General features: G+C 45.3%; 15 protein-coding genes. 5 read left to right on the top strand and 10 right to left on the bottom strand.

Annotated features, from left to right (window positions below; genetic code table 11):
* Positions 1–73: 73 nt before the first annotated feature.
* Positions 74–526, bottom strand: coding sequence for a crossover junction endodeoxyribonuclease RuvC (locus HYY55_02975; GenBank protein QQG45919.1), 453 nt, complete (start codon positions 524–526; stop codon positions 74–76).
* Positions 527–804: 278 nt separating this feature from the next.
* Here HYY55_02975 and HYY55_02970 point away from each other — a divergent pair, with 278 nt between their 5' ends.
* On the top strand, positions 805–1,374 hold the full coding sequence (locus tag HYY55_02970; protein ID QQG45918.1) for a hypothetical protein: 570 nt from the start codon (positions 805–807) through the stop codon (positions 1,372–1,374).
* Positions 1,375–1,457: 83 nt separating this feature from the next.
* On the opposite strand, the gene HYY55_02965 is transcribed toward HYY55_02970, so the two are convergent.
* The 6 genes from HYY55_02965 to HYY55_02940 form a co-directional block, all read right to left on the bottom strand.
* On the bottom strand, positions 1,458–1,997 hold the full coding sequence (locus HYY55_02965; GenBank protein QQG45917.1) for a YebC/PmpR family DNA-binding transcriptional regulator: 540 nt from the start codon (positions 1,995–1,997) through the stop codon (positions 1,458–1,460).
* The gene (locus HYY55_02960) at positions 1,994–2,518 is read right to left on the bottom strand and encodes a PH domain-containing protein (GenBank protein ID QQG45916.1); all 525 of its coding nucleotides are present in this window, start codon (positions 2,516–2,518) and stop codon (positions 1,994–1,996) included. Before HYY55_02960 ends, HYY55_02965 begins: the two co-directional genes overlap by 4 nt.
* Before the next feature lie 15 nt (positions 2,519–2,533).
* A complete protein-coding gene (locus HYY55_02955) occupies positions 2,534–2,764 on the bottom strand; it encodes a hypothetical protein (GenBank protein QQG45915.1) in 231 nt (76 codons plus the stop codon).
* A 14-nt stretch (positions 2,765–2,778) separates the two neighbouring features.
* The gene (ruvB, locus tag HYY55_02950) at positions 2,779–3,786 is read right to left on the bottom strand and encodes a Holliday junction branch migration DNA helicase RuvB (GenBank protein ID QQG45914.1); all 1,008 of its coding nucleotides are present in this window, start codon (positions 3,784–3,786) and stop codon (positions 2,779–2,781) included.
* A 216-nt stretch (positions 3,787–4,002) separates the two neighbouring features.
* Positions 4,003–5,667 carry a type II/IV secretion system protein gene (locus tag HYY55_02945; GenBank protein QQG45913.1) on the bottom strand — a complete coding sequence of 555 codons (1,665 nt, stop codon included), beginning with the start codon at positions 5,665–5,667 and terminating at the stop codon, positions 4,003–4,005.
* Position 5,668: 1 nt separating this feature from the next.
* A complete protein-coding gene (locus HYY55_02940; GenBank protein QQG45912.1) occupies positions 5,669–6,796 on the bottom strand; it encodes a hypothetical protein in 1,128 nt (375 codons plus the stop codon).
* Between the two features lie 140 nt (positions 6,797–6,936).
* Between HYY55_02940 and HYY55_02935 the strand changes: the two genes are divergently transcribed.
* Together HYY55_02935 and tsaE are read left to right on the top strand one after the other, a co-directional pair.
* On the top strand, positions 6,937–7,464 hold the full coding sequence (locus tag HYY55_02935) for a hypothetical protein (GenBank protein QQG45911.1): 528 nt from the start codon (positions 6,937–6,939) through the stop codon (positions 7,462–7,464).
* 82 nt (positions 7,465–7,546) lie between these two features.
* The gene (tsaE, locus tag HYY55_02930; protein ID QQG45910.1) at positions 7,547–8,002 is read left to right on the top strand and encodes a tRNA (adenosine(37)-N6)-threonylcarbamoyltransferase complex ATPase subunit type 1 TsaE; all 456 of its coding nucleotides are present in this window, start codon (positions 7,547–7,549) and stop codon (positions 8,000–8,002) included.
* A 59-nt stretch (positions 8,003–8,061) separates the two neighbouring features.
* Here the strand turns inward: tsaE and HYY55_02925 are convergent, their stop codons facing one another.
* Entirely contained in the window at positions 8,062–8,676 is a 615-nt protein-coding gene (locus HYY55_02925; protein QQG45909.1) for a hypothetical protein, read from the bottom strand.
* 125 nt (positions 8,677–8,801) lie between these two features.
* Between HYY55_02925 and HYY55_02920 the strand changes: the two genes are divergently transcribed.
* Together HYY55_02920 and HYY55_02915 are read left to right on the top strand one after the other, a co-directional pair.
* Positions 8,802–11,153, top strand: coding sequence for a hypothetical protein (locus tag HYY55_02920; GenBank protein ID QQG45908.1), 2,352 nt, complete (start codon positions 8,802–8,804; stop codon positions 11,151–11,153).
* 12 nt (positions 11,154–11,165) lie between these two features.
* Positions 11,166–12,056, top strand: coding sequence for a hypothetical protein (locus HYY55_02915; protein ID QQG45907.1), 891 nt, complete (start codon positions 11,166–11,168; stop codon positions 12,054–12,056).
* On the opposite strand, the gene HYY55_02910 is transcribed toward HYY55_02915, so the two are convergent.
* Together HYY55_02910 and uvrB are read right to left on the bottom strand one after the other, a co-directional pair.
* Complete coding sequence (locus HYY55_02910) at positions 12,042–12,311, bottom strand: 30S ribosomal protein S20 (GenBank protein QQG45906.1); 270 nt, start codon at positions 12,309–12,311, stop codon at positions 12,042–12,044. The genes HYY55_02915 and HYY55_02910 overlap by 15 nt on opposite strands.
* Positions 12,312–12,331: 20 nt before the next feature.
* Positions 12,332–14,350 carry an excinuclease ABC subunit UvrB gene (uvrB, locus tag HYY55_02905; protein ID QQG45905.1) on the bottom strand — a complete coding sequence of 673 codons (2,019 nt, stop codon included), beginning with the start codon at positions 14,348–14,350 and terminating at the stop codon, positions 12,332–12,334.
* Between the last annotated feature and the right edge of the window lie 82 nt (positions 14,351–14,432).

Here is a 14,432-nt window from a genome sequence, read left to right as displayed (position 1 = left end):
CGGGGGGCTGGATTCATTTTTATCAATTATGTTTGGGCTTGTAAAGTAGTTAAATAATGGGCTGTGGAAAACTTTAAATCCGTCCGGACGCGGTAAACGCTACCGCCACAGCGTCAATCGCGTCGTCATTTAGTGCCTCGCGGGTTTTGAAAATCATACGGATCATCCGTTCTACCTGTTTTTTGTCTGCCCGGCCGTATCCGCATACGGCCAACTTGATCTCCGGCGGCGAAAATTCCCGTATTTCGAGGCCGTCGGCAAGGTAGAGCATGGTTCCTCTGGCTTCCGCCACGCGCATGGCGGTTTTTTGATTGGTGTTTAGAAATAATTTTTCCATCGCGAGGACCTCTGGCTTGTGAGCGCGGATTAATTCTTTGAAATGCTTGCCCACAACCCTCAGCCGCTCCTCGTGTGCCATCTCCTTGGGCGTTTCAAGACAGCCCGCATCCGAAAGCGCGCCGTTTTCCAAAACGGCGTATCCCAATCGTCCGTATCCGGGGTCTATTCCTAAAATTTTTCTGCCCATTACTTAATTTTGACACGATTCAGCCCAAAAAGAAGGGGTTGACCCCCACACCTATTGAGCAATTTTGTTTTTTCGCGCCTTCAGGCGCTATTGCTCAATAGGTGTGGGGGGGGACAAACGAATAGGGTGGGTGTATAATGCACGCATAGTTCTTAAAATTTTTTACCGGCGGCCATAGCCAAAAGGCCTTAAAAATTAAGATTTTCTGGCTATGGCTGTCATTGGGACGGCCCTCTGGCAAACGAAAATGGCGAAAACCCAAAGGAGGAAAAATCGCCATGGACAGACAGAAACAGACAGGAAAGTTCATTTCTCGAATCGCAGAAAACCTGCCGGAAATGAACAAGGAGGCCATGCAGAGATGGATTGACGACCCGCAGGGGCTCCAGGAGTACCTTCGCGGTCTCAGTCCGGAATTCGACCTCCTCAAGTTCGTCGGCACGGTTCGAGTGGACGGCGCGGAAAGGTTTGTCTGCGACGACGAGGCCCTGAAAAAGGCCAATGTCGGATGGACGGGCTCCAACTTCGATCGCCTGTTCAAGGGTAAGGTCGAGGAGAACGTCTCGGCTACGGAGCTGAACATCCACAAGCTCAAGAAACCGTCCGTGGACCAGCCTATCCGGAAAGAGCTGGGAGACAAGGAAGAAATCCACCTTGTTCACTTTCTGAATTTCCTCAAGAACCAAAATGGCGGGTGGTGCATCGCCTACATCAGGGACAAGAAAGGAAAGCTCTGGGCTGTGCGCGCGTGCTGGTTCTCCGTCGATCGCTACTGGGACGTTGCGGCCCGCTCGGTCAAGCACCCGTTCGGGTGGAGTGCCGGCTCTCGCGTCGTTTCCCGCAAGTAGGGACTTGGATTATTGAATCCTTGACCCTCGGCCCACGACGGCTTTGCTGTCGTGGGCTGTTTTAATTCAAATAAGGACATTGATTAAGTAAAATCTGCGTTGGTATATATGTCGTTTATGTCGTCGTTTTCATCAAGCGCTTCAAAAATTTTTGAGAGCGCCTCTTTTGTTTTTTCGTCAACTGTTATGTTCGCGATCGGCTGCCAGCCGTCTTCGGTTTTTTGGAATAAAAATTTTGCGGATCCGGGAGAGGCGAGCTTCGCGCCGTTTTCGGAAAGAAGATGCTTTATTTCTTGCGTCGTGCGATTTTTATTGTCTGTAATTCCGGCAATCAATATCGCGCTGCCCCCGGGCCCGTAGGCCTCAAACAAAACTTCCTCCAGAGCGTTTTCGTCTTTCGAAGTCGCGCGCTTTATCGCCCGCTCAATGTTGTCGGAGGGCATGTTGAAAGAGCGGGCTTTTTCCACGGCCGCCCTTAAAGACGGGTTTGACGCCGGATCAGGCCCCTTTTCGCGCGCGGCAACGGTTATTTGTTTCGCCAGTTTCGCGAACTCTTTACTTTTTCTGGCGTCAGTCAGAGCCTTTTTATGTTTGATTTGAGACCACTTGGAATGTCCGCTCATAAGTGATTGGTTGTCTCCTCGGGTCTATGTCCGTTGGTCTTTCTGGCCTCCTCAAGAATTATGTCTTTGATTTTATCCGCGTTGGGGATATCGCTGGCTTCAAAACCTTGTTCCCCCGCCGTTTGCACACGAATGTTTCCGTAATGGAGCAAGGTGGCGATAAAGCCGGGAATTTCCACAGTGACGTCTTGAACGCGGGAAAGCATAAATTCCGAGGTTTGACGGCGAAACATGCCTATTTGTTCCACATCAATTATTCTCCTATCGGTTACGATCCAGACATCAAGATAATAATCAAACCAAATGACGAAGGCGGCCATAAGAGACGCCAAAAGATACACGATCACGGCGTAGATGATCAAAAGATTTAATTCCGCCCCGATTTGAAAAGTCGGCATAAGAATAAGCACGACAATCGGCGGGATTAAAGCGAGAGCGGCAAAAGTCAGTTTATTTGCCACCACTATCCAATGGCGGTGAAAGGCGATTATGACTTTTTCTTCTTTTTGCAGTTCAAGCACGATTTCAGATTTTATTTAAACTTTTAAATTCGCGATTTTTTCCCACGGCACGGAAAATATTAAAATCGTGGAAATGACGGCCAAGATAGAAGCGATTGTTAAAAATAACCCGATAATCCAGCGCGCCCGGTCGCGGGGCAAACTGTATTTTTGGTAATGCCAAAGGAGCGCGGCCACGAGCGTGGCATATACCAGCAAAAAAGCAAAATGTCCCAGAATTATGATTATTTTTATATTTCCTTGCACTGTTTTATTATACTTTAAATCAATTTTGCCTGAGGCGCTTTAATGTCCAGATGTTTGTAGGCGCTCGGAGTGGCCATGCGGCCTCGCGGAGTGCGCTCAATAAAGCCGAGGCGCAGTAAAAACGGCTCGTAGACTTCTTCAACCGTAGCCGGGTCTTCGGAGGTTGCCGCGGCTAAAGTATTGAGACCCACCGGGCCTCCGCTGAATTTATTTATTAAAACTTTTAGGATTTGCCGATCGGTTTCTTCCAGGCCTTTGTGGTCAATGCCTAAAAGTTCAAGCGTTTTGGTTACGGCGTTTTCGTTTATTGTTGAAATTTTATGCACTTGGGCGTAATCCCTGGCGCGTTTTAAGAGGCGGTTGGCTATGCGCGGAGTAAAACGGGAACGTAAAGCGATTAGTTCGGCGGCTCCGGCGGCGACCTCGGTTTTCAGTATTTCGGCAGAACGCTTTATTATTTTAATTAGTTCATCCGTTGAATAATAATCCAATTTAAAAGTTCCTCCGGAAAATCGCGAGCGCAAAGGATTTGAAAGAAGAGCTATGCGCGTGGTTGCGGCGATGAGAGTAAAAGGCGGGAGGTCTATCTGGATTGAACGCGCTCCGGGTCCTTTGCCGATAATAATGTCAAGATTCCCCGATTCCATTGCCGGATAAAGCACTTCTTCTATTGTTTTATTCAGCCTGTGTACCTCGTCAATAAACAAAACATCGCCGTCGGACAAATTGGTCAGGATGGAAGCAAGGTCTCCGACTCTTTCTATAGCCGGGCCCGAAGTGATTTTTATCTGGCTGGACATTTCTTTGGCTATCAAATGAGCCAGACTGGTTTTGCCAAGGCCAGCCGGGCCGTGAAGCAGTATATGTTCCAGCGCCTCGTTTCTTTCGTGCGCCGCCTGCATCAGTATTTTCAGATTTTTTTTAATCGGCTCTTGTCCGACATAATCATCCCACCTTGCGGGACGCAGGGTTTGTTCCAAACCGGAATCTTCATTTTTATTATTGAAAGACGGGTTTATCATTTTTATACTTGACAAATCATATTTTATTTGCTATACTTCTTCCGAAAGCTATTTTCACGTGCCCCAGGGTCTCTAGGCAACTTTATATTTTGGTTTTGACCGCTAGGGCGGCTTGGCCGCCTCCTTGTTGAGGTCAAAGCTTGGCCGTTTCATCGGCAAATCCTTGGCTTGTGGTTCCCCATACTGCGAGCTCCTGCCTAGAGACCTTGAGGCATGTTATTCGGATGCCACCCGCTTTAATTCTTCAAGTGATGTGGCGCCGGATAAAACTTTTAACACCCCGTCATTAAACATCGTCATCATATCTTGTTTTTTCATAGCCGCTTTCAGATCGGCCTCGGCCGGTTTTTTTAAAATCATTTTTTCAACCTCATCATCTACCAAAAAAGCTTCAAATATGCCGATTCGTCCTTTGTAGCCGATATTATTGCATTTTTCACATCCGACGGCGCGCCACAAAACTAAGTTTTTCGGCGCGGTTTTTTTATATTTTGCCGGAGTTTCTTGTAGGGATTTTTTAATGATTTTTTCTTCTTCGGCCGTTGGTTTGTCTTTTTTCCGGCATTCTGGGCACAATTTTCGCGTCAAACGCTGAGCCATGGTTACGTTTATTGCCGGAGCAATGATTGTCGGGTCGGCTTTGAGGTCTATCAGGCGCGGTATGGTGCCCGCGGCGTTATTGGTATGCAGAGTTGAAAATACCAGATGGCCGGTCAGCGAAGCGTGCATGGCAATTTGAGCCGTTTCCAGGTCGCGAATTTCTCCGACCAGAATTACGTCCGGATCCTGTCTCAATATGGAGCGAAGGCCGTTTGCGAAATCGTATCCTTTTTTCGCGTCAACTTGCGTCTGGTTGATTCCGGTGATGTGATATTCTATTGGGTCTTCTATGGTTACTATATTTATGCCCGGCCGAACCGTATTTTTAATAAAAGCGTAGAGGGTCGTGGTTTTTCCGGATCCGGTGGGGCCGGTGGTCAGAATCATCCCATTGGGCCTTTTGAGTTCTTCTTCCATCACTTTCAGAAATTCCGGATGCATACCCAAATCCTCCAAAGTTATTGATATTGTTTTCGGGTTGAGTATTCGCATAACCGCGGTTTCGCCGTAGGGCCCGGGTAGGATTGAGGACCGCACTTCTATGTCCGCGTTTTTGGTTCTTATGGTAAATCTGCCGTCTTGGGCGCGGTCGTGGATATTCAGTTTCATTTCAGACAAAAGCTTCAGCCTTGAAATAATCGGGCCGTAAGATGCTATGCCGAAAGAAGAAATGTCGTTTAGTACGCCGTCAAGGCGAAAGCGTATCCGCGCTTCTTTTTCTCTCGGTTCCAAGTGGATATCTGACGCATCCAGAGCCATGGCTCCCGCCAGAATCACTTCAACGGTCTCCGATATTTTTCTTATTTTTTGAGCCGTAAGATGCGGCTCAATGAGTTTTTGCAAGCTTTGAATATTTTTGACTTCTTTTTGAAATTCTTCAAGGCGCTGGGGCGATATATCTATCAAGCCCGTTTCTATTTCTTCAAAAGCCGGAATTTCGGCATATCTTGACCACGCCCGCCTAAGACTTGCCTCCGAAACAAAAAAAAGCTCAACCGTATAACCTTCATCGGCGAGCCTTTTTAAAATATCTTTGGTTTTGATGAGGTCCGGATTTAACGCCGCAACCTGCAGACGTTTAGCCACTTTTTGGAACACGGCCATTTTAGCTTCCCTGGCTTCATTTTCGGGAACAATCTTAAGGGCATCCAGATTAATAGTCATTCGGGATAAATCCGAGTAGGGCAGGCCGTGTTTTTCAGAAAGGAGCCGCGCCAAATCCTCGGCTTCTCTTTGCCTGAATTCTTCCAGTTTCGTTTCAATATCGTTATTTTTTGCCATTCTATTCTTTCATTCTATCCGAAATGTTATCTTTCAACAATTGGCGTATTTTTGTTTCGGCTTCCGAAAAATTTTTAAAACCGGAAGTAAAAAAATACAGGCTTTCGGGCTCCGCTCCCAAAACCGCGGCCATGACGTTTAGAATTTTTCTGTCCTCGTTAAAAATGAGCGATTCTATTCCGCCGCCGCTTTCGTAACATATTATTGAGGACCGGTGAGGCATAATGCCGGCCCGAATCTTTCGTAAAATAAAAAGCAGATTTTCTTTCGTTGATTCCAATTCGGTCTTTTCAAAGTCTTTTTTGGTGAGGTATGTCCAGCTGGTTTTAAGTTCTGTTTCAGACGCCGTTCGCGCCAGCGCCCGGCCCACAATCTGGACAAATCGAGGGTCTTTTTCCAAGAGCAATATTTTGTCTAAGGTCTTTTTATCGGCGCCGAGTTCGAGCAATAAATTTGCGAGTTTGAATGCTTCCGGTCCGCATCGTCCTTGGAAATTCTCGGTTTCATAAACAAGCGAAGCCATCAAAAGAGTTGCCGTTAGTGGGGGCAAAGACTGAGAGCCGTCCATCGCTTCGTGAATGTCACTTATTTTTCCGGCAAGAGTTTTTTCGCCGTTAACGAGGTAGACTATTTTTTCTCCGGGCGGTTTTGCCGTCGGGGCCGCGATTTTACGCCATCCGGATTCATAGTCTTCGCCGAGAGAGGAGTCTTGTGGCGCAAAAAAGCAAAAAGCCGCGTCCATGTCATAGGGCGATTTTTCAATTTGAATAGTTGCCGGCTCAATTTTTCCTTTCGGCAAGACGACCACGCTTAAGAAATTTTCTTCTTCTTCGTAGCGCAGCTCATCAATTATGGAGGATTTTGGGATTTTTATTTTTATTTTCTGCGGGATTTCTCTCTCAAACCTTTCGGGGAGAATTTCTTTGAATTTTTCTTTGAATTTTTCACCCGGAGCGGGATGTAAAAAAACTTCTTTACCCAGGCTCTCCAGCACATTTTTTAAGGCAAACATAGCCAGCCTCGTTGCTTCGTCGGCCGAAGGTTCGCTTGCGAGCAAAATTTTGACGCTTGAGTCTATAAGATTTTTTAACGTTTCTTGATTTTGGGTCACTTTATTATTTCTTATCATTTCCGGCGCAAAGAAGCAAGATTCGAATCTTTATTGTTTGTGTTTTAGGTAAATATATTATTTGACTTGGGAAACAAATAGTGATATAATCCAATAGGCAGTTAATTACCTGTTGAAAAACTCTTAAAGGAGGCGGAAAAGTGAAGAGAATCCTGTGGATTTTCTGTGCGTTTATGCCGATTTTTATCTTCGGGTGCGCTTCCAGTCCAAAGGCCATCAAACTTCCGAGGTGGAGGCCCGTTCCTCAAATCCGCAATAGTACTGTTTTGATTCGTTACAATGTTGGGCAATGTTATGCCCGCGGAACCGGCGAGGATGTCGCGATTATCGCGCCCATAATTGAGAGGGGTTTGCGTCATCGGGGTGCCATCGTAGTGGTTGAGGGCGTGCGCGATCGTTGGCCGCGCAAGCGTTGGGCGCTACCTGATTTTGAGGCCCTGGTTTGCGCCTCGCGGATACGGGATAAAAGCAATGTCTTTGGGAACTTGTATCTTTATAAAGGCAGGGCTATGATTGTTGTCCGGGTGATTGATCAAGCCGGACGCGTGATTGCCGCTTCGGTTGGAGAACATGAGTTTAGGGGCGATAGCGGGATTTACGCCGGCGCTTGGTTAAGTTCTTTCAGGGTCGCGGCCCATATCGCGTCTCGGCTTTTGTCAGGAAAGTGAAAACGTCCCGCTAGACAGAGCTCGTAAGCTCTGTTTGGCGGGATATTTTATATTTGCCTAAATTTTCGATAAAATTGGTTTAATGAGCAGCGTTTCTTTTAAAACAAATTCGGCGAAAGAAACTCAAAAGATAGCCAAAATTTTGGCCGGCGAATTGATTAAAGTTTGTCTTCAAAAACACGCTTTAATTTTGGCGCTTTCGGGCGATTTAGGTAGCGGGAAAACGACTTTCGTCCAGGGTTTTGCTCGGGGCCTCGGCATTCGTTCCAAAATCCAAAGCCCGACTTTTTTAATAATGAGAATCTATAAGCTACCAGCTAAAAGCTACAAGCTGTTCGCGCATATTGACGCTTATCGCCTCAAAAGACCGAAAGACATTTTGGTCCTCGGCTGGAAAGAGCTTGTTAAAAATCCAAAAAATATAATTGTCGTGGAATGGGCGCGTCACATCGCGAAAATTTTGCCCAAAGACCATTTTGATATAAATTTCCAACATATTTCCGAAAACAAAAGAAGAATAGAGTTTGGCAATAAGTAAAAAAAACAAAAACCCCGCGGGCTTGAAAAAGCCGCAGGGCAAATTGAACGAGCTAAGATCTAGAATCTGATATCGCTATAAATCGGGACCCGCCCGGTTCCGCCGACAACCTCGAATTTATCCGTTAAGAAAAGACCGGAGTGTCCAAGTGAGCCGCCCAAAAAATGAATGTTGGCCGGGACTATGACATTAATGGAAGACGAGCCATACAAAGGAATCATTACGAAATCTTCCTTTGCCACAAAAAACACGCTTGGCATTGGATAATTGTAAGAATTCGTTAATCGTCCGCCTCTTTCCAAAAAACCTCGCAGCCATGTTTTATAAGATTCGACAGCATTTGCTTTGGACATGGACGAGAGTACCAGTTTTTTCCTTACGTTTTCGGCGGCTGAAAAATTAATTCTTGACCAGTGTTTTTCCTCGTCACGGTTAAGGCGGTTCTTGGCGTTTAGTTTTCTTTCGGTAAATAGCATAGATTTAACATCTCTGACAGAGACGCTCTTTTTGATCATAAGGTTCAGAAATTCTTCGTCCGAAAAGGTTTCAATATTCCACCGTTTTCTTGCTTCGGAAGCTATTTCAAGTTCCTCGACGCGGAGATTTTCTTGGTCTGATTTCACTTTTTTGGCCATAAAATCATCCAGAGTTCTGTTTAGCTGTGTGTTGTTCACGCCTCTCTCCTTTTGTGAATGTTCGTGTGTTGCGTAATTTACGCCTACAGTATAAGTAGCATTTTACCGTTAAAAAGTCAAGCCCCTCGTAGAGAGGGTTATTTTTCTTTACAATTAAATAATAAATGGCCAAAAAACAAACCAAAAAACTGCTTGTGATTCTTGACGCTCACGCGATTTTGCATCGGGCTTATCACGCTTTGCCGCCCTTTACTTCTCCTAAGGGCGAGCCGACCGGAGCGCTTTACGGATTTACAACAATGCTTTTAAAAATAATCCGCGAGTTAAAACCGGACTATATCGCCGCGGCCTATGATATGGCTGAGCCGACTTTTCGCCATTTGGCTTTCGAAAAATACAAAGCCACGAGAGCCAAAGTTGACGATGAACTGATTCCGCAATTTAATCGTTCGCGGGAAATTTTAAAATCTTTCAACATTCCGGTTTATGAAGAAGCCGGATACGAAGCGGATGACATAATCGGGACTGTTTCCGAAAAAAATAAAAAATCCAAAGATTTAAATATTGTGATTGCCTCCGGCGATTTAGACACCCTGCAGCTGGTCAGCGGGGATAAAGTTCGAGTTTATACTTTGAAAAAAGGCAAGGAGGAATTTATTTACAACCAGAAAGAAGTGGAAAAACGATACGGCTTCGGCCCGGAATTTGTTCCGGACTATAAAGGTCTGGTCGGCGACCCGTCGGATAATATCCCCGGAGTTAAAGGCATCGGCGAAAAAACGGCCAAGGATTTAATCCAAAAATTCGGCTCCCTTGAAAATATTTTGGATTTAGCCAAAAATAAACCGGAAAAATTAAAATCCGCCGGAATCAAAGACCGGATAATAAAACTTTTGGCTGAAAACGAAGAAGAAGCCCTGTTTTCAAAGACATTGGCGACTATTCGTAAAGACGCGAAAATTAAATTTGACCTGGATAAAGCCCGCTGGTCAGGATTTAAACCGAAAGAGATTGAAAATCTTTTTCGGGAACTCGGTTTTGCCAGCTTGATCCAACGCATTTCTCAGGCGACGGGCGGGAAAGAAGAAGAAACAGAGAGAGGCAAAATAAACGCCGAACTTGCGTCAAAAATAGAATTGGCTTTTTGGCTTTTGGATTCGCGCCGTCTGAATGTTTCAGCCGAGGAAGTAGTTAAATCAATGGGCGTCAAAGACGCGTCCGAAGCCTACGTGTCGCTTAAACTTGAGATGGAAAAGGCCGGACTTCTCAAGATTTTTCAGGATATTGAACTGCCCTTGATAGGTGTTTTGTGGGAAATGCGCGAAACCGGCATCGCGCTTGATATTAAAATTTTAAAAGAGCTTTCCAAAAAATATGATAAAGAACTTCTGCGTCTTACGGAGGCCATACATAAAATCGCGGGCGAAAAATTCAACATAAATTCAACCAAAGAATTGCGCCGGATCATTTTTGAAAAATTGGGGCTTGAGGCCAGGGGCATTAAAAAAACCGGAGGAGGCGAAAAATCAACCAGATTTTCCGAACTTTTGAAACTCAGGGGTTCAAATCCCATAATTGATGAAATTCTAAAATACAGGGAGCTGGCGAAATTAAAATCAACTTATGTGGACGCGCTTCCTAAATTGGTCGGCTCCGACAAACGACTGCATACGACTTTTCTGCAGACCGGCACCGTAACCGGCCGTTTGGCGTCTCGCGATCCGAATCTTCAGAATATTCCCGCCAGAACGGAGCTCGGCCGCGAGGTGCGGGGGGCATTTTACGCGCCGGCCGGAAAAGTTCTTCTGGCGGCGGATTACTCCCAGATAGAATTAAGGATCGCAGCCATTCTTTCGGATGATAAAAAAATTAAAGACGCTTTTCTGGCCGGAAAGGATATTCACGCGGCCACCGCCGGCGAAATTTTTAATGTCAAAGAAAATGAAGTTACGCCCGAAATGAGAAGACGGGCCAAAATAATAAATTTCGGTATACTTTACGGCATGGGGAAGCGGGCCCTAGCTGAAAATTTGGGCATCAGTCAGGAAGAAGCCGGGCTTTATATCCATGAATATTTCAGCGACTTTGAAGGCGTCAGGAATTATACCCAAAAAATCGTTGAGGAGGCGCGCGAGAAAGGTTTTGTTTCCACTTTTTTCGGACGCAGACGGCTTTTGCCGGAAATCAATTCGCATTTGGAGTTTATCAGGCGCGAGGCGGAAAGAATGGCCGTCAATATGCCTATCCAGGGAACTGCCGCGGACATGATTAAAATATCAATGATTAAGATTCACGATTTGTTAAACAAAGATAAAAATTTTAAAGGAAAAGCGAATATGATTTTGCAGATTCACGACGAGCTTTTGTTTGAAGTTGACGAAGAGATTTTAAAATCCGCGGGCAAAAAAATCAAAGAAATTATGGAAGGCGTTTTGGAATCGGATGTCCCGATAAAGGTTGAACTAAGCGCGGGACCCAACTGGGCCAATTTAGAAAAATTAGAAATTAGAAATTAGAAATTTTGTTGCATGCTGTATTTAATTTACGGAGAGGATTCATATAGGGCTAGAAAAAATGTCCGTGAAATAACCGCGAATCTTGTTTTCCGCGATCCGGGAGCGGAGATTCACCGACTTACTCCGGAAAATTCAAACGAAGAAAAAATAGCCGACTTGATTGCCGGACAAAATCTTTTTGGCCGAAAATCAGCCGCCGTTTTTGACGGGCTTTTGGAAGTTCACGCCGATTTTTTGACGAAGCGCGCGAAAGAAATGCATGAGTCCAAAAATGTTTATATTATTTTGGAAAATAAACCGGACAGCAAACTCGTAAAAAAAATATCAAAATTCGCCCAAAAAACGCTGAAATTGGACAAGCTTTCGGCCGACAAAACAAAGGCCTGGATAATAAATGAGGCAAAAGTCAGGGAGCTGGCTCTGTCAGAACAGGAAATCGGTTTTTTAAGTTCTGATTTTGAGTCAAATCTTTGGACCATTTCACAAGTCCTTGAGCTTAAAAGTTTGGGGGGAGAAATTGATGTCCGTAAATTTTTATACAACCCCTTTGGTCTGACGGACTTGTTTACTCTTAAAAAAAGGCGCGAGGCCTATAAATATTTTTATGCTGATTTGGCAAGCGGAGTTTCGGCCGAAGAAATGTTCTGGAAACTATGGTGGCAGATTAAAACCTTACTTGCTGTTTCGGCCGAAAAGCAAAAAGGCCTTAATAATTTTCAAATTAAGTCGAGCACAGGTTTGCATCCGTTTGTCATACAGAAAAGTTTATCCGCCCTTTCGCGATTTTCAAAAGAAGAGCTTGTCAAAATCTGGGACGAACTATTCGCCCTTTGGCGGGACTCAAGAGAAGGAAGCGCGGATCTGGAATCCGGCCTTGAGCGCCTGATTTTAGAGCTTGCCTGATTTTTTTATGAATTTTGTCAGGCGTGATTTTTTGCGGCTGGCGGCGTTTTTGTGAATAACATTTGTTTTGGCCGCTTTATCCAGAGCTTTATAGGCCAGAGGCAAGAGTGCTAAGGCCTCTTTCGTTTTCCCATCGGCCACAAGTTTTTTGATATTTCTTACGGTTTCGCTTACGGCGTCTTTGCGGGCGATGTTTCTGCGCCTCCGCCTTTCCGTCTGCCTTATTGCTTTTTTGGCTGATTTGATTATTGGCATACAAAGATAATAAGCCCTTCTTAAATTATTTTCAAGAGGTCTCTTAATTTAGCCGCTTCTTCAAAACGAAGTTCGGAGGCGGCTTCCAGCATTTGGCGTTCAAGCTCGGCTTTTACGCGCGCCGGGTCGCGGAATTCTTTTTGCAGTTGTTTTAGGGTTTCGGCCAATTCGTCTTTTTGGCTTTTTTCTTCCAGCCAAAACGGAGGCCTTATTTCTTTTTTAATCGCTTGAGGCGTGATTTTATGGATGCGATTATAGTCCTCTTGGATTTTTCTTCGGCGCTCCGTTTCTTTGATGGTTCGTTCAATTGAGAGGGTTAATGTGTCTGCGTAAAGTATCGCTCTTCCGTTAGGATGACGCGCCGCGCGTCCGATTGTTTGCGTCAGCGAAGTAAAATTTCTTAAAAAACCTTCTTTATCGGCATCCAATATCGCGACAAGTCCGACTTCGGGCAAATCAAGCCCCTCGCGCAGAAGATTTATTCCGACCAGCACATCAAAATCGCCCTTGCGTAAATTTTGCAATGTTTTTGAACGCTCTATTGTTTTGATCTCCGAATGAAGGTATTCAACTTTTATATTTTTTTCCCTCAAATAATCCGCTATTTCTTCCGCGAGCCGTTTGGTCAGCGTAACCAATAAAACCCGTTCGTTATTTTTTGCCGCTTTTGCGATTTCTTCTTCGGCGTCTTTTATCTGGCCCTTTGCGGGCTTGCCCGCCGTAGCTTTCTTGTCCGCCGAAGCTTTAGCGAAGGCGGAAGCGGAGGCGGGGCGTATTTCTATTTTTGGCTCCAAAAGTCCCGTCGGCCGAATAAGTTGTTCCACAATTTCCCCTCCGGATTTTTTTATTTCAAAATCGGCTGGGGTCGCCGAGATAAAAACGGTTTGCCCGATTTTTTCTTCAAATTCATTGAATTTAAGCGGCCTGTTGTCTAAGGCGGAAGGCAAACGAAATCCGTAATCCACGAGCACCCGTTTTCTTGCTTTATCTCCCTCAAACATCCCGCGTATTTGCGGCATGGACATGTGCGATTCGTCAATAAAAATAAGCGCGTCTTTGGGCAGGTAATCCAGAAGCGTTTGAGGCGGCAAGCCGGCTTTACGAAAAGAGAGCTGGCGCGAGTAATTTTCAATGCCGGAAACATAGCCGGTTTGTTCCAGCATCTCCATATCAAAGTTGACGCGCTGACGCAGCCGTTCGGCCTCAAGTATTTTGCCGGCTTTTCCGAGCTCCTCCAATCGTTCGTCAAGTTCGATTTTTATGTTTTTTATCGCGACACCCAGCTTTTCTTTTTCCGTGATGAAATGCTTGGCTGGGAAGATTTTTCTATTGTCTAATTCGCGCGAATTAGACAATGGAGAGTTTTTGCGCTCGGAAAGCGATTCTATTTTGTCGCCGAAAAAATCAACGCGTATTATTGTCTCTCCATCGGGAGATACGATTTCAACCGCATCACCCTTGACCGAAAAAGTCCCGTGTATTTTATCTATGTCGTTTCTGGCATATTGCATATCAGCCATGCGTTTTAAAAAATCCCCCCGTTTAAATACTCTCCCGATTTTCAGTTCCAGCGCGATTTTAGCGTATTCTTCGGGGTCGCCGATTCCGTAAATGCAGGAAACCGAAGCGACTATGATGAAGTCGCGCCGAGTTAGCGCCGATTCGGTTGAGGCGTGGCGAAGACGGTCAATGAAATCGTTTATTTTGGCGTCTTTTTCTATGTATGTGTCGGTGGCCGGCAAATAGGCCTCCGGCTGGTAATAATCGTAATAAGAGACGAAATAATGAACCGCGTTTTCCGGAAAAAATTCTTTGAATTCCTGATAGAGTTGCGCCGCCAGGGTTTTATTGTGAGAAATCACGAGCGTCGGCCGATTTAAGCGCGCGATAATGCTCGCCATAGTAAAAGTTTTGCCGGAGCCGGTAACCCCCATAAGGGTCTGGAATTTTTTTCCGGCGTTTATCCCCGCGTTCAATTTTTCTATGGCTTGCGGTTGGTCGCCGGCTGGTTTATATGGAGAATGTAATTTAAAGTCCATAATTGTATAATATGTGTATATCCGCCTTCGCATAAAGCTTCGGCGGATGCTCAAATTTATTTACTCACTTATGTTCGTATAA

It is taken from the genome of Candidatus Niyogibacteria bacterium (genome assembly GCA_016432485.1).
Classification (GTDB): domain Bacteria; phylum Patescibacteriota; class Minisyncoccia; order HO2-45-28; family HO2-45-28; genus HO2-45-28.
The sequence above is the reverse complement of the archived record's forward strand: the minus strand, read 5'-3'. Positions and strand labels throughout refer to the sequence as shown.